Source organism: Streptomyces sp. NPDC002324, from assembly GCF_053593335.1.
On the sequence record NZ_JBSFCF010000002.1, the window covers coordinates 71,838 to 92,502 of the forward strand.

At 74.1% G+C, this 20,665-nt stretch carries 16 protein-coding genes; 8 read left to right on the forward strand and 8 right to left on the reverse strand.

The genetic code is table 11. The features are described 5' to 3' along the window. Positions 1 to 8: 8 nt before the first annotated feature. From ACWCRJ_RS03350 to ACWCRJ_RS03370, 5 genes are all read left to right on the forward strand, one after another. Positions 9 to 719 carry a hypothetical protein gene (locus ACWCRJ_RS03350; RefSeq protein WP_450937670.1) on the forward strand — a complete coding sequence of 237 codons (711 nt, stop codon included), beginning with the start codon at positions 9 to 11 and terminating at the stop codon, positions 717 to 719. Continuing rightward, on the forward strand, positions 716 to 1,261 hold the full coding sequence (locus tag ACWCRJ_RS03355; protein ID WP_450937671.1) for a SixA phosphatase family protein: 546 nt from the start codon (positions 716 to 718) through the stop codon (positions 1,259 to 1,261). Before ACWCRJ_RS03350 ends, ACWCRJ_RS03355 begins: the two co-directional genes overlap by 4 nt. A gap of 76 nt (positions 1,262 to 1,337) precedes the next feature. Next, positions 1,338 to 1,964, forward strand: a complete 627-nt coding sequence (locus ACWCRJ_RS03360; RefSeq protein ID WP_450937672.1) for a YigZ family protein — start codon at positions 1,338 to 1,340, stop codon at positions 1,962 to 1,964. A gap of 121 nt (positions 1,965 to 2,085) precedes the next feature. Then, the gene (locus tag ACWCRJ_RS03365; RefSeq protein WP_450937673.1) at positions 2,086 to 3,249 is read left to right on the forward strand and encodes an exonuclease SbcCD subunit D; all 1,164 of its coding nucleotides are present in this window, start codon (positions 2,086 to 2,088) and stop codon (positions 3,247 to 3,249) included. A 142-nt stretch (positions 3,250 to 3,391) separates the two neighbouring features. After that, complete coding sequence (locus ACWCRJ_RS03370; RefSeq protein WP_450937674.1) at positions 3,392 to 6,382, forward strand: AAA family ATPase; 2,991 nt, start codon at positions 3,392 to 3,394, stop codon at positions 6,380 to 6,382. Here ACWCRJ_RS03370 and ACWCRJ_RS03375 read toward each other — a convergent pair. Continuing rightward, on the reverse strand, positions 6,376 to 6,831 hold the full coding sequence (locus tag ACWCRJ_RS03375) for an Lrp/AsnC family transcriptional regulator (protein ID WP_005475496.1): 456 nt from the start codon (positions 6,829 to 6,831) through the stop codon (positions 6,376 to 6,378). The two genes, ACWCRJ_RS03370 and ACWCRJ_RS03375, sit on opposite strands and share 7 nt — an antisense overlap. Before the next feature lie 149 nt (positions 6,832 to 6,980). Between ACWCRJ_RS03375 and ACWCRJ_RS03380 the strand changes: the two genes are divergently transcribed. Together ACWCRJ_RS03380 and ACWCRJ_RS03385 are read left to right on the forward strand one after the other, a co-directional pair. Continuing rightward, complete coding sequence (locus ACWCRJ_RS03380; protein ID WP_450937675.1) at positions 6,981 to 7,463, forward strand: rhodanese-like domain-containing protein; 483 nt, start codon at positions 6,981 to 6,983, stop codon at positions 7,461 to 7,463. Between the two features lie 65 nt (positions 7,464 to 7,528). Next, a complete protein-coding gene (locus ACWCRJ_RS03385) occupies positions 7,529 to 8,056 on the forward strand; it encodes an Imm21 family immunity protein (protein ID WP_450937676.1) in 528 nt (175 codons plus the stop codon). An 89-nt stretch (positions 8,057 to 8,145) separates the two neighbouring features. Here the strand turns inward: ACWCRJ_RS03385 and ACWCRJ_RS03390 are convergent, their stop codons facing one another. Together ACWCRJ_RS03390 and ACWCRJ_RS03395 are read right to left on the reverse strand one after the other, a co-directional pair. Then, on the reverse strand, positions 8,146 to 9,837 hold the full coding sequence (locus ACWCRJ_RS03390; protein WP_450937677.1) for a DUF885 domain-containing protein: 1,692 nt from the start codon (positions 9,835 to 9,837) through the stop codon (positions 8,146 to 8,148). A 59-nt stretch (positions 9,838 to 9,896) separates the two neighbouring features. Beyond that, positions 9,897 to 10,391 (reverse strand): Lrp/AsnC family transcriptional regulator, encoded by a 495-nt coding sequence (locus ACWCRJ_RS03395; RefSeq protein ID WP_005475488.1) that lies wholly within the window; start codon positions 10,389 to 10,391, stop codon positions 9,897 to 9,899. Positions 10,392 to 10,450: 59 nt separating this feature from the next. Between ACWCRJ_RS03395 and ACWCRJ_RS03400 the strand changes: the two genes are divergently transcribed. Next, on the forward strand, positions 10,451 to 11,668 hold the full coding sequence (locus tag ACWCRJ_RS03400) for a trans-sulfuration enzyme family protein (RefSeq protein WP_450937678.1): 1,218 nt from the start codon (positions 10,451 to 10,453) through the stop codon (positions 11,666 to 11,668). A 331-nt stretch (positions 11,669 to 11,999) separates the two neighbouring features. Here ACWCRJ_RS03400 and ACWCRJ_RS03405 read toward each other — a convergent pair whose 3' ends face one another. The 5 genes from ACWCRJ_RS03405 to ACWCRJ_RS03425 form a co-directional block, all read right to left on the reverse strand. Continuing rightward, positions 12,000 to 13,304, reverse strand: coding sequence for a GNAT family N-acetyltransferase (locus ACWCRJ_RS03405; RefSeq protein ID WP_450937679.1), 1,305 nt, complete (start codon positions 13,302 to 13,304; stop codon positions 12,000 to 12,002). Positions 13,305 to 13,485: 181 nt separating this feature from the next. Further along, positions 13,486 to 16,125 carry a DUF7824 domain-containing protein gene (locus tag ACWCRJ_RS03410; protein WP_450937680.1) on the reverse strand — a complete coding sequence of 880 codons (2,640 nt, stop codon included), beginning with the start codon at positions 16,123 to 16,125 and terminating at the stop codon, positions 13,486 to 13,488. Further along, positions 16,122 to 17,555, reverse strand: coding sequence for an SWIM zinc finger family protein (locus tag ACWCRJ_RS03415; protein WP_450937681.1), 1,434 nt, complete (start codon positions 17,553 to 17,555; stop codon positions 16,122 to 16,124). The genes ACWCRJ_RS03410 and ACWCRJ_RS03415 overlap by 4 nt, the downstream gene beginning before the upstream one ends. A 149-nt stretch (positions 17,556 to 17,704) precedes the next feature. Next, a complete protein-coding gene (locus tag ACWCRJ_RS03420) occupies positions 17,705 to 19,300 on the reverse strand; it encodes an alkaline phosphatase D family protein (RefSeq protein ID WP_450937682.1) in 1,596 nt (531 codons plus the stop codon). Between the two features lie 434 nt (positions 19,301 to 19,734). Continuing rightward, positions 19,735 to 20,568, reverse strand: a complete 834-nt coding sequence (locus ACWCRJ_RS03425; protein ID WP_046914509.1) for an alpha/beta fold hydrolase — start codon at positions 20,566 to 20,568, stop codon at positions 19,735 to 19,737. Positions 20,569 to 20,665 lie beyond the last annotated feature (97 nt).

Genomic DNA, 20,665 nt, shown 5'->3' on the forward strand with positions numbered 1-20,665 from the left:
CTCACCCCGTGCTGCGTATCACTGACGCCCGGACCGGCGAGCCCGCCGAGATCCGCAGGGCGCTCACCCGGGTCCATGCCCATGTGCCGGGGGACGCCCCCTCGGCCCTGCGCGTCCTGCTGGTCGCCGACGTCCTCGCCCGCGCTCTCGAACTGGGCGGGAGCCCCGTCCTCTTCGTCGCCGACCCGCCCGCCGCACTGCGGGAGCGCGCCGACGACCTGGGCATCCGGCGAAGCGAACCCTCCGGGACACGGGGCGGGCGGCAGGTGCTGCACGTGACCGGCTCGGGGGAGACGGCCGACACCGACGTCGACCTCGACCTCGACCTCGACATCGGGGTCGAGGTCGGTGCCCTGACGGGGGCGGGCGAGCCGGCCGTGGCGGGTACCGCCCTGCGGCTCGCTCTCCTCAGCCACCCCCGCCGCGCCACGGTGACCCTCGACCCCACCGCCCTCACCGAGGCCACCGAAACGCTCGACCACTGGCGCGAGTCGGTGGCGGCCTGGGCGACACAGCCGTCGAAACCGGTGCCCGAGCCCGTACGGCAGGCTTTGAGAGAGGCCTGGGAGGACGACCTCGACGTACGCGCGGTGCTCGACGTGCTGCGGGGCGTCGAGGGGGCTCGGGACATTCCGGACGGCGCACGGTTCGAGACGTACGCCTACGCGGACCGGTTGCTCGGTCTGGAACTCACCCGGGAGATCGGGGCGACGGCATGACGGCGCGCGCCGGCGCGGGCCCGCTGCGCAGACTCCTTGTTTTGCGCCACGCCAAGTCCGCCTGGCCCGTGGGCGTCCCCGACCATGAGCGGCCCCTGTCACCACGCGGCCGCCGCGACGCCCCCGCCGCGGGCCGGGCCCTCGCCGACGCGGACTGCCTGCCCGACCTCGCCGTGTGCTCCACGGCCGTACGGGCGCGGCTGACCTGGGAGCTGGCCTCCGCGCAGTGGGGGACGCCGCCGCCCGTCCGGTACGACGGGCGGGTCTACGCGGCCGCCGTACCGGAGCTGCTCGACGTGGTGCGCGAGACTCCCGGCCATGTGCGGACGCTGCTCCTCGTCGGTCACAACCCGGGGCTGGAGGAACTGGTGCTGGACCTGGCCGGCGAAGCCCTCGACACCGCACTGGACGACATGCGGGTAAAGTTCCCCACCTCGGCGATCGCCTTCCTCTCCTGGCACGGCGCTACGTGGGCCGCACTCGCGCCGGGCACGGCACTGCTGACGGACATGATCGTGGCCAGGGGGACGAAGGGGGCCTGAACGGCCCCCGGCCAGGAGTCCGGCCCCGGCCGACGCCCCGCGCGGGCGTGCGCCGGCCTGCGCATAGGCTGGCCGAATGCAGGACGAGTACCGCACCGTCGCCCGCGCCGGCGTGCACGAGACCGAGGTCAACCGATCCCGGTTCCTGTGCGCGCTCGCCCCGGCGGCCACCGAACAGGAGGCCCAGGACTTCGTCGCGGCCGTCCGCAGGGAGCACGCCGACGCCACCCACAACTGCTACGCCTACGTCATCGGCGCCGACGCGGCCGTCCAGCGCGCGAGCGACGACGGGGAACCCGGCGGCACCGCCGGTGTCCCCATGCTGCAGATGCTGCTGCGCCGGGACATGCGGTACGTCGTCGCCGTCGTCACCCGGTACTACGGCGGGGTCAAGCTGGGCGCCGGCGGACTCATCAGGGCGTACGGCGGCGCGGTGGGCGAGGCCCTGGACGCGCTCGGGAGCATCACGCGCCGGCGCTTCCGGCTGGCCACGGTGACGGTCGACCACCAGCGGGCCGGCAAACTGCAGAACGACCTGCGCTCCAGCGGGCGCGAGGTCCGTGACGTGCGTTACGCGGAGGCCGTCACCATGGAGATCGGCCTGCCCGACGCCGAGGTCGACGCCTTCCGCGCCTGGCTCGCCGACACCACCGCGGGCACCGCCGCGTTCGAACTCGGGGGCGAGGCCTACGGGGACGCGTGAGGGCGCAGGACTGCTGTGACGGAGGGGGCACGCGCGTGGAGCGCGGACGTGGGCGGTGTGGGCGGGCCGGTTCGCCGGTAGCCGCCCGTGATGTCCGACCCGCCTGTTAGGTTCGGGGATCATGAGGCTGCTGCACACTTCCGACTGGCATCTCGGTCGGGCGTTCCACCGGGTGAACATGCTCGGCGCGCAGGCCGAGTTCATCGGTCACCTGGTCACGACCGCGCGCGAGCGCGAGGTGGACGCGGTGGTGGTGGCGGGGGACGTGTACGACCGGGCGGTGCCCGCGCTGGCGGCGGTCGAGCTGTTCGACGATGCCCTGCACCGGCTGGCCGAGCTGGGCGTGCCCACGGTGATGATCTCCGGGAACCACGACTCGGCGCGGCGGCTCGGCGTCGGCGCGGGCCTCATCGGCCGGGCGGGCATCCATCTGCGGACGGCGGCCTCGGCGGCGGGAACCCCCGTGATGCTGTCCGACGCCCACGGCGAGGTCGCCTTCTACGGGCTGCCGTATCTCGAACCCGCCCTGATGAAGGACGAGTTCGGGGTGGACAGAGCGAGCCACGAGGCGGTGCTCGCCGCCGCCATGGACCGGGTCCGGGCCGACCTGGCCACGCGTGCGGCGGGCACCCGCTCCGTCGTGCTGGCCCATGCCTTCGTCACCGGCGGCGCGCCCAGCGACAGCGAGCGGGACATCTCCGTCGGCGGCGTCTCCTCGGTGCCGGCCGGGGTCTTCGACGGCGTCGACTACGTGGCGCTGGGGCACCTGCACGGCAGCCAGACCCTCACCGACCGCGTCCGCTACTCCGGTTCCCCGCTGCCGTACTCCTTCTCCGAGGCCGACCACCGCAAGAGCATGTGGCTGGTGGACCTCGACGCCGACGGTTCGGTGGACGCCGAGCGGATCGACTGCCCCGTGCCCCGCCCGCTCGCCCGGATCCGGGGCCGGCTGGACGACCTGCTCACCGAACCGGAGCTGACCCGGCACGAGCAGGCATGGGTCGAGGCCACGCTCACCGACCCGGTCCGGCCCGCCGATCCCATGGCCCGGCTGACCGCTCGCTTCCCGCACACGCTCAGCCTCGCCTTCGATCCCGAGCGCGCCCCCGGAGACCCGGACCTCTCCTACGCACGGCGCCTCGTCGGCCGCGACGACCAGCAGATCGCCGAAGACTTCGTCGCCCATGTCCGTGGCACCGGCCCCGACGCACACGAACGGACCGTGCTCAGGGACGCGTTCGACGCCGTGCGGGCCGACGACACGGTTCGGGAGGTCGCCCGATGAGGGGCCCGACGAACCGCCGGGCGGTGCGTCCGGCCACCCGCCCGCACGGGGCGCGCGGCGGGGTACGGCCGATGACGACAGGCCGCCGAGCCGCCACCCACGCGGGCCGACTGCCCGGCCGGACCGGCACGGCAGGTGACCGATGAGGCTCCACCGGCTCGACATCACCGCCTTCGGCCCCTTCGGCGGCGCCCAGTCCGTCGACTTCGACGACCTCTCGGCGGCCGGGCTCTTCCTGCTGCACGGCCCGACCGGCGCCGGCAAGACCTCGGTCCTGGACGCCGTCTGCTACGCGCTCTACGGCGCGGTGCCGGGCGCCCGGCAGAGCGGCCAGGGCATGACCCTGCGCAGCGACCACGCGGCACCCGCGACGCGCACCGAGGTCCGCCTCGAACTGACCGTCGCCGGGCGCCGGTTGGAGATCACCCGGCAGCCGCCGTGGGAGCGATCCAAGAAACGTGGCGCCGGCACCACGGTCGACAAGGCACAGAGCCGGCTGCGCGAGTACGACACGGCGGCGGCCTCCTGGAAGGACCTCAGCCGCTCCCACCAGGAGATCGGCGAGGAGATCACCCAGGTCCTGGGGATGAGCCGGGAGCAGTTCTGCCAGGTGGTGCTGTTGCCGCAGGGCGACTTCGCGCGGTTTCTGCGCGCCGACGCCGAGGCGCGGGGCAGGCTGCTCGGCCGCCTCTTCGACACCCACCACTTCGCCGCCGTCGAGAAACGGCTCGCCGACCGGCGCCGGGCGACCGAGGCCCAGGTGCGCGAGGGCGACGCGGAACTGCTCGCCGACGCCCACCGCATGCAGCAGGCGGCGGGCGACGCCCCGGAGCTGCCCGACCTGGCGCCCGGTGCCCCGGGCCTGGCCGACGCCGTGCTGGGCTGGGCCGCCGTCGCCCGCAGCACCGCCCGCGAACGGCTCACGATCGCCCACTGCGCGCGTGCGGCGGCCGAGTCCGCGCGCGCCGCCGCCGACCGTGCCCTGGACGACGTACGCGAAGTGGCGCGGCTGCAGGGCCGGTTCGCGCAGGCGCGGGAGCGGGCCGCGCGGCTGGAGGAGCGGGCCGACGCCCACCGCGAGGACCGGGCGCGCATGGAGCGGGGCCGCAAGGCTGAGGCCGTGGTGCCCGCGCTGGAACTGCGGGAGGAGGCCGAGGCCGCGCACCGACGGGCGAGAGCGGACGAGGAGGACGTGCGGGCGCGGCTGTCGGGGACGTACGCCGACGAGGGCGCCGCCGGACTCGCCTCGGCCGCCCGCAAGGCGGCGGAGGAACTGGGCGGGCTGGAGTCGGCCCGTCGTGCGGAGCGGCGGCTCGGCGTGCTGCTCACCGAGCGGGCCGAGTCGGACAGCGAGGAACGGGCCGACGAGGAGGTCCTCCAGGACGCCGAGGGCTGGCTCGCCGAATGGGAGGCGACCCGCGCGGAGCTGGGCGGCCGCATCGAGGCCGCCCAGGAGGCCGCCACCCGCGCCGAACAGCTCGCCGAGCGCCGAGACCCCGCAGAGAAGCGGCTCGCGGCCGCCCGGCAGCGCGATCAGCTCGGGCGGGACACGGAGGACGCGCAGGCGCGTGTGCTCCGGCTGGCCGAACGGGCGGTCGAGGCCCGTGCCCACTGGCTCGACCTCAAGGAACAGCGGCTGTCCGGCATCGCGGCGGAGCTGGCCGCCGCGCTCGTCGAGGGACAGCCGTGCGCCGTCTGCGGTGGCACGGAACACCCCGAGCCGGCCCGGAAGGTCGCCGGCCACGTGGACCGTGAGACGGAGGAACGGGCGCTCGCCGCGGCCCAGCGTGCCGACGAGGAGCGGGCCGAGGCGGAGCGCCGGCTGGGAGTCGTACGGCAGGCGTACGCGGCGGCGAGCGCCGAGGCCGGTGATGCTCCTACGGAGCAACTCGCCTCCCTGGTCGCGGAGTTGGCCGAAGAGTATGCGCGGGCGCGGGCCGGCGCCTCCGGACTGCATCCCGCGCGGGAGGCCCTGCTGCACGCCGAACGGGAGCGTGACCGGCGGATCGCCGCCCAGCGCGAGGCGGCCGTGCGGGCCGCGTCCCGCAACACCCGGCGGGACGCGCTGGAGCGGGAACGCACCTCCCTGGAAGGGGAGTTGGCCCAGGCCCGGGGCGATGCCGAGAGCGTGGCCGCGCGGGCCGCGCAGTGGGAGCTGCTGGCCGCGCTGCTCACCGAGGCCGCCGAGGCCGTGCGGACGGCCGACGACACGGCGCAGCGCCTCAAGGACGCCGACGCGCGCCTCGCCGACGCGGCGTTCCGCGCCGGGTTCGACACGCCGCAGGCCGCTGCCGCCGCCGTCCTCGACGACGCCGTCCACCGGGACCTGCAACACCGCCTCGACGCCCGGCAGTCGGAGGAGGCCGCCGTACGGGCCGTGCTCGCCGAGGCCGAGACCGCAGCCGCCGCGCAGCGGCCGCCCGCCGACCTCGCCTCCGCGGAGCGGGACGCCACGGCCGCCGCACGGCGGCTCCAGGACACCGTCTCCGCCTGGGACGCCGCCGAGCGGCGCCGCGCCGAACTGGACCGGCTCTCCGCGCGGGCCACCGCCTCCGTGCGCCGGCTGGCGCCGCTGCGCGAGGAGTACGAGCGCGTCGCCCGGATGGCCGGGCTCGCGGCCGGCACCTCGGCCGACAACGAGCGCAAGATGCGTCTGGAGGCGTACGTCCTCGCCGCCCGTCTGGAGCAGGTCGCCGCCGCCGCGACGGTACGGCTCCAGCGCATGTCCTCGGGCCGCTACACCCTCGTCCACTCCGACGACCGGGCCGGGCGGGGCCGCAGCGGCCTCGGACTGCACGTCGTCGACGCCTGGACCGGGCGGGAGCGGGACACGGCCACGCTCTCCGGGGGCGAGACGTTCTTCGCCTCCCTCGCGCTCGCCCTCGGCCTGGCCGACGTGGTCACCGACGAGGCGGGCGGGGTGCGCCTCGACACCCTCTTCATCGACGAGGGGTTCGGCAGCCTCGACGACCAGACCCTCGACGAGGTGCTCGACGTCCTCGACGCGCTGCGCGAACGCGACCGAAGCGTCGGGATCGTCAGCCATGTGGCGGATCTGCGGCGGCGCGTCCACGCGCAACTGGAGGTCGTGAAGGAACGCACGGGCTCGGTCGTGCGGCAGCGGGGTCAGTGACCGAGGGGCCGTCGGGGGAGGGGTGAGGAGTAGACGACGCTCGTCGTGACCGATCCCAGCGCGCCGATCCGGCCAGACACCTCCTCCAGATGGCGCATCGAACGGGCGGCGACCTTGATCACGAAGCAGTCGTCGCCCGTGACGTGATGCGCCTCCAGGATCTCGGGCGTGACGGCCACCAGGTCGTGGAACGGCTTGTAGTTCCCGTGGGGGTAGCGCAGGCGGACGAACGCCAGGATCGGCAGCCCCAGCCGCTCCGGGTCCACGACGGCGGCGTACCCCTGGATCACACCGGCCTCCTCCAGCCGCCGCACCCGCTCGGTCACGGCGCTCGCCGACATCGACACGGCACGGGCCAGCTCGGCGAAGCCGGTCCGGCCCTCGCGCTGGAGGAGGTCGAGAATCCGCCAGTCGGTGGCGTCGGGCTCGTACGGGGATTGCGTGGCCATGCCCGATGGATAGCAGGCGAATCCCCGGCCGATCAAGGTTCCGGCCGTGGAACGCCCCTTCTGGGAGGGGTGCGCCGACCGTAGATTCCTGGTCAGGGAATCGGAGCCGCGAGGGGTTCCGTGAGGTTCCGTGAGGGAGAGGCCAGCTCATGAGCGTCGTCACGTCCGCCGTCAACCCCGTCCTGCGGGTCGCTCCGGCGGCCCCCGCCGAGGCCGCCGCGTACTTCAGGGCGAGCCTCGTCTTCCACGCCGACGTGTCGGACGTGGCCGCCGCCCTCGCCGCCGACGGCGACCCCGGCTTCGTGCTGGTGGACTCCCGCTCCACCGAGTCCTGGGACCAGGGCCACATACCGGGCGCCGTCCACCTGCCCACCGCGCTCGTCCGGGAACAGGCCGGGCGGCTCCTCGACAAATCCGTGCCGGTCGTCACCTACTGCTGGGGTCCCGGCTGCAACGGCGCCACCCGTGCCGCTCTCGCCCTCGCCGAACTCGGCTTCCAGGTCAAGGAGATGCTCGGTGGCTTCGAGTACTGGGTGCGCGAGGGCTTCGCGTACGACACCTGGGAGGGCGCCGCGCGGCGTGCGGCCGACCCGCTGACCGCGCCGGTGGACGCCGCCGACTGCGGTTGCTGACATAGCGTCAACAAGGTCGTCAGGGCGACGAGTTGGCTGCCGCCGGCGCCGTGTAGCTTCTGGGCATGGCTCGATACGCGGATACGGCGGTGGTTCCCGATGCGGTGCGGTGGGTGGAGTCGAGCGGCGGACCGCTCATAGCGCTGCCGGAAGCGGTGCTGCCGTTCTGGGCGGGCGCCGACGGCGACGAGACGTCGTCCGACCACGACCGGGCCTGTGACATCGACGGTCCCGTCGGCCTGCTGCCGGTCGGCGACACCCGCGCCCTGGTCCTGGGCCGGGAAAGCGCCGCCACCACGTACCTGCCCGAACACGGCACCTTCGTACGCCGGTACGGCGCCGCTTCCGGGTCCGCACTCCTCGCGGACGTCCCGGCGGCGCTCGAAGCGGCCGCCTGGGATCCGGAGGCGCGGTGGCGGGTCCCGGGTCCGGTCGTCCTGTTCGACGCCGCCCGGCGGGGGGACGCCCTCCGGGAGACGGACCATGTACGGGTGGAGCTGGCCCCCGGCCGGTACGGGGTGCGCGCGGCCCGTGTCGCGACGGGCCGTGAGACCTGGCTGGGTCTGGTCCAGGTGAGACCTCTGACGGGCTGAACCCGCACCGCCGAGCGGTCTCCCGCCGGCATCGGTGGACGAGAACGGCGGCCGGGCCCGGCCGCGGACGGGGGCCCGGCCGGCCCGGATCACAGCCGGGACAGCTCGTCCACCAGGTCGTCCAGGCCCAGAGACCCCTGGGACAGCGCGGCCATGTGCCAGGCCTTGGCGTCGAAGGCGTCGCCGTGACGGCGCCTGGCGTTCTCCCGGCCGAGCAGCCAGGCGCGTTCGCCGAGCTTGTAGCCGATCGCCTGGCCCGGCATCGTCAGATAGCGGGTCAGCTCGCTCTCCACGAAGTCCGCCGGGCGGCTGCTGTGGGCGCCGAAGAACTCCTGGGCCAGCTCGACGGTCCAGCGCTCGCCCGGGTGGAAGGGGGAGTCCGCCGGGATCTCCAGCTCCAGATGCATGCCGATGTCGACGATGACCCGGGCCGCACGCATCATCTGCGCGTCCAGGTAGCCGAGGCGCTCCTCCGCGTCCTTGAGGAAGCCCAGCTCGTCCATCAGCCGCTCCGCGTACAGCGCCCAGCCCTCCGCGTTGGCGCTCACCCCGCCGATCGTGGCCTGGTAGCGGGACAGGTCGTCCTTGACGTACACCCACTGCGCCAGCTGGAGGTGGTGGCCGGGGACGCCCTCGTGGTACCAGGTCGAGACCAGGTCGTACACCGGGAAGCGGGTCGCGCCCATCGTCGGCAGCCAGGTGCGTCCCGGACGGGAGAAGTCCTCGGTCGGTGCCGAGTAGTAGGGGGCCGCCGCGCCGCCGGGCGGCGCGATGCACGACTCGACCCTGCGGACCGGCTCGGCGAGGTCGAAGTGCGTGCCGTCCAGCGCCTCGATCGCCTCGTCCATCAGGGACTGCAGCCAGGCGCGGACCTCGTCGACGCCCTCGATGTGCCGGCCGTGCTCGTCCAGGTGCGCGAGCGCCACCCACGGTGTACCGGCGCCGGGCAGGATCTTCGCGGCCTCCTGCCGCATCTCGCCGAGCAGCCGGTGGAACTCGGCCCAGCCGTACGCGTACGCCTCGTCCAGGTCCAGGTCCGAGCCCGTGAAGAAGCGCACCAGCCTGCCGTAGCGCTCCCGGCCGACCGTGTTCGGCGCGTCCTCGACTTCCGGGGCGTACACATCGCGCATCCAGTCACGCAGCTCGACCACGGCCCGGGTCGCGGCGCGGGCGGCCTCGTCCAGTTCGGCGCGCAGCGCGTCGGGGCCCGCGGCGGCGAAGTCCTCGAACCAGCCGCGTCCCGAACCGTCCGTGTCCGCCCACTCGGTGAGCTGACCGACGAAGGTCGCGGTCGGACGCGGGCCCGCGTACAGCTTCCGCTCCAGGCCGAGCGCGAGGGACTCGCGGTAACCGGCGTACGCCGTCGGCACCGCGCGCAGCCGCTCGGCGATCGCGGCCCAGTCCTCCTCGGTCTCCGCGGGGGTGATGGTGAAGATCTCCCGCACCTCGTGCGGCGGCGTGACCATGTTGCCGACCGCGCGCAGCCCCTCGTCGGCCTCGTGCACGGCCAGCTCCGCCGTCAGCCGCTCGCGCAGCAGGCGCGCGCACCGGCGCTCCACGTCACTGTCCGCGCCCGGCTGCCGCTCGGCCTCGCCGAGCCGCGCGAGCGTCGCCCGGATCAGCTCCGCACGAGCCTCCTGGCCCGCCGGCGAGGTGTCCGGAAGCCTGCTGGAACTCTCTTTCACACCCAGGTAGGTACCGGTCACGGGATCGAGGGCGACGAGGTCGTCGACGTACGCGTCGGCGACCTCACGGGGCAGCGGGCTCTTGATGTCAGACATGCGGACAATCTTGGTACGCCGACGGGGGCGGCGTCAGCCGCTCAACGGGCATGTGCGGCCTACGTCGGCCGGATTCGTTCCCCGTCCGGCGGCAACAGGGGGCCGCACTCCCACTGCTGGAAGATCAACCGGGTCTCCACCCGCGCCACCTCGCGCCGCGACGTGAACCCGTCCAGTACCAGCCGCTGCAGATCCGCCATGTCCGCGACCGCCACATGCACGAGATAGTCGTCCGGGCCGGTGAGGTGGTACACGGTCCGCGACTCCGGCAGTGCCCTGATCCGCTCCACGAACGGCCCCACCAACTCCCGCCGATGCGGCCTGACCTGCACCGACAACAGCGCCTCCAGACCGCGCCCCAGCTTGGCCGGATCCAGCCGCAGCTGATGACCGAGGATCACGCCCGCGCGGCGCAGCCGCGTCACCCGGTCCAGACAGGTCGACGGCGCGACCCCGACCTGTGCGGCGAGATCCCGGTACGTCGTCCGGGCGTCGTTCTGCAGGAGCCGCAGGAGATGGAGATCCACCGGATCGAGTGCGACGGATTCGGCCATTGCCCGAACGTAACACGGTGCATGGTCGTTCCTTCCCGCTCGATGTTCACCCTCCTGTCATGAACTCAGCGAGCACGCACGCGGACGACCACGCACGCACCACGCCGAGAGCACTGGCCACCGAGGCCGTGCACGCGGGCCGCGACGACCTCGCGCGCCTGGGCCTGCACGCCCCGCCGATCGACCTGTCGACCACCTACCCCTCGTACGACAGCCGGGGCGAGGCCGCCCGCATCGACGCCTTCGCCACGGACGGCGCCGAGCCGGAGGGCCCGCCGGTCTACGGACGGCTCGGCAACCCGACCGTCGCCCGCTTCGAGACCGCCCTCGCCCGCCTCGAAGGCACCGAAAGCGCGGTCGCGTTCGCCAGCGGCATGGCCGCGCTGAGCGCCGTACTCCTCGTCCGCGCCTCGATGGGCCTGCGCCACGTCGTCGCCGTACGCCCCCTGTACGGCTGCAGCGACCACCTCCTGACCGCCGGGCTGCTCGGCACCGAGGTCACCTGGGTCGACCCGGCCGGCGTCGCGGACGCGCTGCGGCCCGACACCGGACTGATGCTGGTCGAGACCCCGGCCAACCCGACCCTCGCCGAACTGGACCTGCGGGCCCTCGCCCACGCCTGCGGCTCGGTCCCGCTGCTCGCGGACAACACCTTCGCCACACCCGTCCTGCAGCGTCCCGTCGAGCAGGGCGCCCGGCTGGTCCTGCACAGTGCCACCAAGTACCTCGGTGGGCACGGTGACGTCATGGCCGGGGTCGTGGCCTGCGACGAGGAGTTCGCCGGGCGACTGCGTCAGATCCGCTTCGCCACCGGCGGTGTGCTCCACCCGCTCGCCGGCTATCTCCTCCTGCGCGGCCTGTCCACCCTTCCCGTACGCGTCCGCGCGGCCTCCACGACCGCCGCGGAACTCGTCCGCCGCCTCGCCGCCGACCCGCGTGTCGCCCGTGTCCACTACCCGCGCATCGGCGGCGCCATGATCGCCTTCGAGGTCCACGGCGACCCCCACGAGGTCATCGCCGCCGTCCGGCTGATCACCCCGGCGGTGAGTCTCGGCAGCGTGGACTCCCTGATCCAGCACCCGGCCTCGATCAGCCACCGCATCGTGGAGGAGACGGATCGCCGGGGTGCCGGGGTGAGCGACCGGCTGCTGCGGATGTCGGTGGGCCTGGAGGACGTGGAAGACCTGTGGGCGGACCTGGACGGGGCGCTGGGCGCCGGGGGGACCGGGGCGCGGGCCTCCGAGGAGGAGGCTGTGCTGTCCGCGGGGCGGTCCTGAGGCACGGGGCCCGGTCACCGTCACCTCGGCGCCGGTGCGCGTCACCCGGGGCGTCGTGCGGAGCGATGGTGCCATGCCAGGGCCTCGCGGGCGTGCACCGGGGGCACGGGAAACCGGCCGGCATCCGCACATGCGCCCGGCGACGACCGGTACGCGCGCCCGGCACCAACCCGCACCCGGCACCGACCCGCACCCGGCACCGACCCGCACCCGGCACCGACCGCACCCGGCACCGACCGCACCCGGCACCGACCGCACCCGCACCCGGCACCGACCGCACCCGGTGCCGGCCCGCGCCTCCGCCCGACAGGGTTGGCGTGGTCCCGTCCGGCTACTCGGTCCTCTCGCCCGACCGTTCGGGTGACCGCGCGGCGACCGCCGCCTCGTCCAGCCGTGCGGTGATCACCAGTGTCCCCTCCTCGATCTGGTAGTCGATCGGCAGCCCGAGCCCCCGCATCGCCGCGACCATCCCCGTGTTGGACGACTGCGTCACCACGTACACGTTCGCGCAGCCCGTGTCCGCCGCCATGTCCACCAGCCTGCGCAGCAGTTCGCCGCCGATCCCGCGCCGCTGCCAGTCGTCCTCGACGAGCAGCGCGATCTCCGTCTCGTCGCCGTCCCAGAGGAGGTGCCCGAGACCGACGAGCCGGCCGGACGCCGTCTGCGCGGCGAGCGTCCGTCCGAAACGGGGGCTGAGCAGGTGGCGGAGATAGCGGTCGGCGTCTACCACGGGCCCGTGGTACCGCATGCTCAGTGTGCGCGGAGAGCACCGCTCGTGCATGGCCTTCGCCGCCCGCAGATCCCCGACGTCGGCGCGCCGCACCAGGATGTCGTTGCCCTCGGGCAGCGTCAGCACGTCCCCGTTGCGCGGGATCCGCGGCCCCAGCCGTGCGTCCAGCTCCACCAGGGCCCGCGCCCGCGCGAACTCCGTCGGCGTGAACGGCAGATACGGCCGCTCCACCGTGATCGTCCCGCCCTCGGGCGCCCGCAGTCGCATCACCGTCTCCTCCAGGACCCCCTCGACCGGGGCGCTCTCCTGGACCCGGCCCGAGCCGGGCGCGGTGGCGGGCAGCGAGCGGATGGTGCAGCGGCCCAGCAACTGCCGCAGCGCGAGCGGGAGTTCCGCCGCGTCCAGCGCCGTGCGGGTGGCCAGGCCGAGGATCCGGGTCGGCGCGTCCACCAGGTCGTGGGCGTCACCGCGCTCGATCCAGGTGCCCGTGCCACCCGCCGCCGACACGGCTCGGCCGATCTCGGTGGCCGACAGCTCCTCGGGCGCGCGGAGCAGGAACTCGTCCACCGTGCCCTCGGCCAGCGGGTGCGTCTGCAGGCTCAGGATGTCGACCCGGTGCTCCGCCAGCGCCGTGCACAGCACGGCCAGCGAACCCGGCGCGTCCTTCACCGTCGTCCGCATCCGCCACATCAGGGTCGCACCCGTGCCCACGGGGGCGACCGCCTCGGACGGCCCGGCCTGCTGCCCCTCGCTGAGCGGCGGCCGGGCGTCGGTATCGCTCGTCGGCGGTGCGTGACCGTGGCGCCGATCCCACCAGCTGCGGAACCCGGCCGTGGCGGAGCGCAGCCGGTGGTGCGTCGTGCGGCCGTCGAGCGCCCGCGTCACATCAGACATGTCAGAAGTCATGGGGCCACTGTGAACGAACCGTGTTGCGTGATCACGAACGCTTTGTGACTGACCGGTAAAAGCATCGTTCTGCACCTTTTGTTGCATTTTTGATGACCGGCGCTGTCGGAAGCGATGCCCATGATGACCGTAGAGGTCACCGGCCATGCCCATCGTGACCGTAGAGGTCACGAGCCGACGGTCAGGCCGCCGGGGTCTCCTCCAGCGCCGCACGCAGTCGCCGGGCCTGGGTCACCAGTCGGGACGAGCCCCGGCGGTCCGCCGCCTCCGCGAGATGGGGCAGCCCCCCGTGTGCCCCGCATCGCTCCGCGCATTCGGCGGCGACGGCCAGCAGATCCCCGAGGCCCCGCGTCGGCGTCCGCGCCGTCCCCTCGCCCGAGAGGGCGACGAGCAGCGGCGGCAGCACCTCGCGCAGCACCGACCAGGCGGTGCCGTACGCCCCGGTCGCCGCGGCCGTCCGTATCGCCTCGGCGAGCCGTGACGGCCTGACGCTCCCCACCGCCGCGAGGCTGCCGAGGTCGGCGCCCAGCCGCCCCGCGTCCAACTGCCCCCGTGCCGCCAGCACCAGCAGGGCGTCCACGGCGGCGAGCCGGTCCTCCGGGCGCCGCGCGCCCAGGCCGTACGCGACGCAGAGGCGTACGGCCTCGCCGGTCTCCCCCTCCGCCTCGGCCAGCGTCGGCAGGAAGGGGAACCCCGTGCGGGTGTCCTCGATGGCCCCCAGAGACAGATCGCGCAGGACGCGCCCCGCCATCAGCTCCGGACGGCCCGGCACCACCGCGAGCCAGTGCCGCCAGTCCTCGTGGCGCCAGTGGGGGCAGCGCCAGCTGCCCCGGTACACCGACAGGGGGCGGCCGAGCCGCCGGAACGCGGGCGGGAAGAACGCGCTCCGCAGCTCCGGCAGCTCACCGAATTCCACGAGGATCCTGGGCCCGGCCGTGCGGCTTCGCTGGAGCGGCTGGGACGGTATGTCGGTCAGCAGCCACTCGGCCAGCCGGTCGCCCTCCCGCGTGCCCAGCTCCCGGGCCGCCACCGCCGCCGACGCGAGCGCGGCCGTGTCGTCGCGCCGTACCCGCACCAGCGCCTGCGCGAAGTCCACCTCACCCGGACGCGCCCCCAGCCGACGGTACGCGTCGAGGCGTGTCACCAGCTCCTCGGGCTCCAGCGAGCCCGTGCTCCAGGTGGGCGTCGCCAGCAGGAACGGCAGCGGCTCGGCCAGGATCCGGTACGCGACCTCCCACAACCGGGCCTCGAACGCCCCGGCCAGAGCGCTGTGCACACAACCGGCCGACTCCGAGGCCCCGTTGCACGACGGGTGCGGCGTGGAGGTCCCCACCCGCTCGAAGAGCGCCGCCACGACCACCTCCAGCCCGTCCGGGAACTCGCGGAAGTGACGGTCGACCGATGTCTGTTCCCTCCCGGCCCACCAGCGGCGCGCGGCCACCGGCTCAAGGGCCGCCACGAGCGCCTCCCGGTCCCGGTACGCGTGCCGTACGAGCCCGTCCAGCGCCCGCTCGAACGCGCCCACCTCGCCGTCCGACGCCAGCAGGGCGCTCACCTCCTCGGCCAGTTCGGCCACCGTCTCCGGCGCGGGGGCGAGCCGCGTCGGGGACGGGACGGCCGGCAGCAGTTCCTGGTACGGCTCGGAGTCGGCACGCGCGGCCGGGGAGCCCAGAACCTTCCGGGCCCGGGCCCGCAGGCCGGGGCTCAACAGATCGGCGGCGTCGTGGAGGAGGTCACCGGAACCGAGGCCGGGGAGATGCCGCTCCACCAGCTTGAGCGCCCTCTCCTGCACGTCCGTGTCCGCGTGCCCGAAGGCCCGCGCCACCGCGGGCAGCAGCTCGGCCGCCGTGGACGGATCCCGCTTGAGCACCTTGCCCAGCAGCACGAGCTGGGCCCGGACGAGCTTCTTCTCGGTGCGGAAGAGGACCGCGTCCGACAGCTCGGCGAGCGCGCGCGGGCCCAGCTCACCGTCCAGGGCGAGCCCGGCGAGGAACCCCTGGGCGTGCGCGGCCACCGTCGAGGGGCCGTCGGAGCACAGCGCCGTCCAGTCCGCGATCCGCTCGCGCTGCTCGTCGCGGGTGAGGTCGAGCGCGGTCAGCAGACCCAGGAAGGTCCTGTTGTCCGCCGTGGAGGCGCCGCCGCGCAGCAGCCGGGCCACGCAGCCGTCGACCATGACCTCGCGGTCCAGGAGGCCGACCCTCGTGAGCTGGGTCAGGGCGTACGTCCAGTCGTTCAGGCCCTCGCCGTACCGCCACTCGCCGCGGGCGCCGATCTCCTCCGTCTCGAACAGCGCGGCGACGAGTTCCCGGAGGTGCGGGTCCTTGCGGAGGTTCCCGACGACCGTGCCCCCGTTGCGGCGCGCCCAGCCGATGTGGTCCATCCAGCCCCGCACATAGGCCTCGGACGTGGGTACCGGGCAGCCCGCGAGCCGGACGAGGCCGGCCATCAGCTCGTACGGCACCTCGGCGGAGGCGGGGCACTCCGCCAGGCGGCGCACGAGGTCGGCGAGCCAGGCGGGATCGCGGTCGCCGAGCACGTCGATCAGAACCGCCGGCGGCGCCTGGCGCAGGCGCAGCTCCGGCCCGGTGAGCCAGGCCGCCACGGCGGCGGCACCCGTCTGGCAGGCGGCTCCCGCCGCGTGCAGGGCGGGATACGCCCGCTGGGCCGGAAACTGCCAGGACTCCGCGCGCAGCTGACCGCGCAGCCGCTTCAACTCCGGCATGCACGCGCGCCGTTCGGTGTCCGTCATCCCGTCCACCAGAGCGATCACCTCACTCGTCGCCCCCGCCCGCACCGCCCCGATCAGCGCCGCCGAACTCATCGCGCACCCCCGCCGATCCCCGCGCCGACGCCCGCCCCGGCGCCGACCCCTGTGCCGTCCGGCGCCGACGCCCCGCCCCGGCGGACCATGCGTACCGCCAGCGCGTGTGTGCAGGGGCCACGGTCGCCCCGGTACCTCGCCCACCAGAGGCAGGAGCAGCTCAGGGTCCCCGCGCTCTCCCGTACGCGGTGGACATGGCCGTCCTCGGCGGTGACCGTGCCGAGGTCACCGTCCAGCAGGACGGCACCGGCGGCCACCAGGGCGCGGGCCGAGCGCAGACGGGGGTTGTGGCGCTCGACGCGGTCGGCAGCGTAGGGGAGTTCGCGGTGGAAGTACGCGGCCTCCGCCGTGTCGTAGCCGACGCGCCCGGAGGTGCCCAGCCGGGTCAGCGCCGCCCGCACCCGGTCGGCCGGCAGGCCGGAGGAAGCGGCCAGCTCACCGACGTCGACGCGCGGCTCCCAGGCCAGCAGGACCGCGATCAGCTCCGCGTCCCCGGCCGCCTCGTCGGTGGCCAGTGCCTCCAGGACACCGCCCTCGCCGGAGAAGCCACGCCCGGCCTCCGGGGACAGCGTGAGGGTGAGCCGCATACCGGGCAGGACCACCTCCCAGGCGCTGGCCGAGGCGGCGGCACCGGCCGCCGGCGGGCCGTAGACGCGCAGGGCCGTGGCATGACGCAGGACCCGCCGCAGGGCTGCCAGCCGCTCCGGACCGGGCAGACACACCGCGCCCGGGACGGGCCGGGTGGTCGGCCGCAGGGCGCGCCCCGCGGGCACGACCCATTGGGCACCGCGCGAGGCGCCGCGCGCGCCGCCACGGGGCAGCGACCGCAGGAACCGCACGGCCTCGGCGGCGGGCAGCTCGGCCCGTAGGTCGAACCCGGCCGCGACGACCTGGGCCTCGGCGAAACCGCGCAGCCAGCGGTCCGGCAGCGACACCCTCTTCTCCACCACCGGACCGTCCAGGGTGGTCACGGTCAATTCCTCGGGGCCGACCCGCAGATGGAGAGGATCGTCCCCGCCGATCCTGGACAGCGCCTCCCGCAGCGGATTGTTGACGTCCACATTGGTCGTGCCGTGGCCGACCTCGCCGCCGTCGAGGCCCGGCTCCAGCACGTCCAGGCGGGCGTAGACCCCGCCGCAGCCCGAGAACGACTCGAACCGCAGCCGGTCCCCGTTGCCCGTCACCACCGGGTCCAGCGAGGTCCGCAGCTGCTGCTGGTGGTACCGCGCGGCCGCCACGTCCGCCACCGCCAGCAGCCCCGCCGCGGCCACCTGAGGGGAGGTCAGGAAGCCGGTGAAGAACCGCGGATGGTCCCGGACCCCCGTCGGGGTGGCGCCCCGCGAGGTCTCCAGCCCGAGCCGGAGTCCGCCCGCCACGGACTCCAGCACGGAGGGTCGGGTATAGGCCACGGCCTGTAGCGATCGCGTCATGGGAAAACCGTAGGCGCGACCACTGACAACGGCCCCTGACCTGCGGAAACGCCGCCGAAATGCGGAGGCCTACGACAGCTTCACGGCAGGCCTACGGCAGGCCTACGGCAGGCCTACGGCAGGCCTACGGCAGGCCTACGGCGCCCGGGTCACTGGCCGACGAGACCCGGCTGGAGCACCTTCGTGTACAGCACGGTCCCGTCCTGCTCCCGCAGCCGTACCGTCAGCTCTCCGCTGTGGCCGTCGATGTCGACCTCGCCGAAGAACTGGTAGCCGCCCGCCGGTGAGACGTTCGCCGTCGTCGGCGCCTTCATGAACACCCGTTCGGGTCCGAAGGTGTTGTCCAGGGTGTTCGCCGGGAAGGCGCCGGCGTTGAGCGGGCCGGAGACGAACTCCCAGAACGGCTCGAAGTCGGTGAACGCGGCCCGTGACGGCTGGTAGTGCTGCGCCGAGGTGTAGTGCACATCGGCCGTCAGCCACACGGTCCCCGTGATCCTGCGGTGCTTGACGAAGCGCAGCAACTCGGCGATCTGCAGCTCCCGCCCGAGCGGCGCGCCCGGGTCGCCCTGGGCGACGGCCTCGATGTTCGGTTTGCCGTCGCCGGTGTCCGGCACCACCAGGCCGAGCGGCATGTCGGAGGCGATCACCTTCCACACCGCCCGCGACCGCGACAGCTCCCGCTTGAGCCACTCCAACTGCTCGGCGCCCAGGATGCCCACCGGGTCGGTGGTCTGCGTGTCGGGCGAGTTGGCGTTGCGGTACGTCCGCATGTCCAGCACGAACACGTCCAGCAGGGGTCCGTGGCGCAGCACGCGGTGCACGCGGCCCTCCCGGGCGCCCGGCCGCAGCGTGGAGATCGGGAAGTACTCGCTGAAGGCCCGCCGCGCCCGGGCCGCGAGCACGTCCACGCTCTTCTCGGTGTACCGGGTGTCGGTGAGGATCTCGCCCGGGTACCAGTTGTTGGTGACCTCGTGGTCGTCCCACTGCACGATCGAGGGGACCTGCGCGTTGAACCGCTTCAGGTTCTCGTCCAGCAGGTTGTAGCGGAAGTTGCCCCGGAACTCGGCGAGCGTCTCCGCGACCTTGGACTTCTCCTCGGTGGTGACGTTCCGCCAGGTGCTTCCGTCGGGGAGCGCGGCCGTCGCCGCGATCGGACCGTCGGCGTAGATCGTGTCACCGCTGCACAGGAAGAAGTCCGGGTCCAGCGCGCCCATCGCGTCGAAGATGCGGTAGCCGCCGCGGTCGGGGTTGATGCCCCAGCCCTGCCCGGCCAGGTCGCCCGACCACACGAACCGCGCCCCGGAGTGCCGCTTCGAGGACGTCGTACGGAAGGTGCCGGTGACCGGCTCACCGGTGCGGCGCGGGTCGTCCGGGTCGGCGAGCAGCACCCGGTAGTGGATCTGCTCGCCCGAGGGCAGGCCGTGCAGCCGCGTCGTCCCCGTGAAGTCCGTGCCGGCGCCGATCAGCGGGCCGTGCCATCTGCGCGGGTTGCGGAACGACTCGGTGGCGGACGTCTCGACGATCATCCGGGCCGGCCGGTCCGACCGCACCCACACCAGACCGGAGTGCGCGGTCACGTCCCCGGCCTGCACACCCCAGTCGGCCTTCGGCCGCCCCGACAGGGCCAGCGCCGGCACCGAACCGAGCGCTACGGAACCGGGCAGGGCCAGCGCGGCCGACGCGGCGAGCGAGCCGCGCAGTACGCTGCGGCGACCGGGCAGGGGACTCGGCGGACGATGTGACATGAATGCGCCTCCAGTGACGGATCCGGCCAATGTGCACAGTCACAACTACGGGTACGCCGCAGCGCACACGCAAACGACAAGTGAACAACTGGCCGGGCGCCGGGGGAAGCGGCGACACCCCCAGAGGGCTGGGGACCCGGGTGGCGTCCCTGGGGTGCGGGTGGGCGGGGCTTGTCGCGCAGTTCCCCGCGCCCCTGAAAGCCCAGGCCCTGCGGGCCTGAAGGACGAACGGGCCGCCGGGCCGGGATGCCGGGGGCGGGCCTGAAAGGCAGCGGGCGAAGCCCCTGCTGTCCAAGGGTGCGGGGAACTGCGCGGCGCCGTAGGAGCCCCCACCGGCGTCGGCGCGGGCTTCTACGGCGCCGCGCAGGGCCGTGGGCAGTGTGCTGGTCGGCGCCGGGGTCGTCCTGGGGTCGCAGGCGGCGGTCCTTAGAAAGTCAGCGGCTGCCGTCGAGGATGACGCGTGCGACCAGGGCGGGGTCGTCGTTCATGGGGCAGTGGCCGCAGCCGGGCAGCCGCACCAGCCGGGCGCCGGGGATGACCCGCTTGGCGCGCACGCCCTGCCGGGGGACGAGCAGCCAGTCCCGGCTGCCCCAGGCCACGGTGATCGGGAGACCCGGGATGTCGTCGGTGAACAGGACGCTGCCGCCGGCCCGCAGGGTGTCGTCGAACCCGGTGGCCCCCGCCAGCGCGAGGGTCTCGGCGACCACCGCCTCGGGTGAACGGCGGCCCGGACGGGCGTAGATGGTGCTCGTCAGGGCGGTGCGGCCGGCCGTCGAACGGGACAGGCGTTCGACCAGCGGGAGGGGTAGCCGCCGCGCTATGTGCCGCATGGTGAGCAGGATGCCGAACGCGTAGCGCCGCTCGGCCTCGTTCCAGAATCCGGCCGGGGACAGGGCGGTGACGGACCGCACGAGCTTCTCGCGGCCCAGTTCCAGGGCCAGCAGGCCGCCGAGGGAGTTGCCCGCCACATGGGGGCGGTCGAGCTCCAGGGCCTCGCAGAAGGCGCCGAACACGGCCGTCGTCGTGGGCAGGTCGTAGGTGAGGCCGTCCGGCAGCGCGGGGGACTCGCCGAACCCGGGGAGGTCCACGGTGATGACCTCGCGTTCGGCCGCCAGGATGTGTGTCACCGGGTCCCAGGCCTGCCGGTGGTGGCCGATGCCGTGCAGCAGGAGCAGGGGCTCGCCGGTGCCCTCGCGCGTGTAGGAGACCGTCACGGGCCGCGGGCCGAGCGGGGAGGGGACCTGGAAGGAGACCGTGGCGGCGGACATGGAGCAGCTCCTCGTCTGGGAGTGGGCGCGCTGAGGTACGGCGTTCGTAGACAGCTTGTCAGCAACTGCTACCGGCGGGTAGTCCCTGTGGGTAACA

What these genes read in the sequence shown, in the direction of transcription:
- ACWCRJ_RS03355 (WP_450937671.1), top strand. Translation starts at nt 716, where the DNA reads ATGACGGCGCGCGCCGGCGCGGGCCCGCTGCGCAGACTCCTTGTTTTG.
- ACWCRJ_RS03360 (WP_450937672.1), top strand. Translation starts at nt 1,338, where the DNA reads ATGCAGGACGAGTACCGCACCGTCGCCCGCGCCGGCGTGCACGAGACC.
- ACWCRJ_RS03365 (WP_450937673.1), top strand. Translation starts at nt 2,086, where the DNA reads ATGAGGCTGCTGCACACTTCCGACTGGCATCTCGGTCGGGCGTTCCAC.
- ACWCRJ_RS03370 (WP_450937674.1), top strand. Translation starts at nt 3,392, where the DNA reads ATGAGGCTCCACCGGCTCGACATCACCGCCTTCGGCCCCTTCGGCGGC.
- ACWCRJ_RS03375 (WP_005475496.1), bottom strand. Translation starts at nt 6,831, where the DNA reads ATGGCCACGCAATCCCCGTACGAGCCCGACGCCACCGACTGGCGGATT.
- ACWCRJ_RS03380 (WP_450937675.1), top strand. Translation starts at nt 6,981, where the DNA reads ATGAGCGTCGTCACGTCCGCCGTCAACCCCGTCCTGCGGGTCGCTCCG.
- ACWCRJ_RS03385 (WP_450937676.1), top strand. Translation starts at nt 7,529, where the DNA reads ATGGCTCGATACGCGGATACGGCGGTGGTTCCCGATGCGGTGCGGTGG.
- ACWCRJ_RS03390 (WP_450937677.1), bottom strand. Translation starts at nt 9,837, where the DNA reads ATGTCTGACATCAAGAGCCCGCTGCCCCGTGAGGTCGCCGACGCGTAC.
- ACWCRJ_RS03395 (WP_005475488.1), bottom strand. Translation starts at nt 10,391, where the DNA reads ATGGCCGAATCCGTCGCACTCGATCCGGTGGATCTCCATCTCCTGCGG.
- ACWCRJ_RS03400 (WP_450937678.1), top strand. Translation starts at nt 10,451, where the DNA reads ATGAACTCAGCGAGCACGCACGCGGACGACCACGCACGCACCACGCCG.
- ACWCRJ_RS03405 (WP_450937679.1), bottom strand. Translation starts at nt 13,304, where the DNA reads ATGACTTCTGACATGTCTGATGTGACGCGGGCGCTCGACGGCCGCACG.
- ACWCRJ_RS03410 (WP_450937680.1), bottom strand. Translation starts at nt 16,125, where the DNA reads ATGAGTTCGGCGGCGCTGATCGGGGCGGTGCGGGCGGGGGCGACGAGT.
- ACWCRJ_RS03415 (WP_450937681.1), bottom strand. Translation starts at nt 17,555, where the DNA reads ATGACGCGATCGCTACAGGCCGTGGCCTATACCCGACCCTCCGTGCTG.
- ACWCRJ_RS03420 (WP_450937682.1), bottom strand. Translation starts at nt 19,300, where the DNA reads ATGTCACATCGTCCGCCGAGTCCCCTGCCCGGTCGCCGCAGCGTACTG.
- ACWCRJ_RS03425 (WP_046914509.1), bottom strand. Translation starts at nt 20,568, where the DNA reads ATGTCCGCCGCCACGGTCTCCTTCCAGGTCCCCTCCCCGCTCGGCCCG.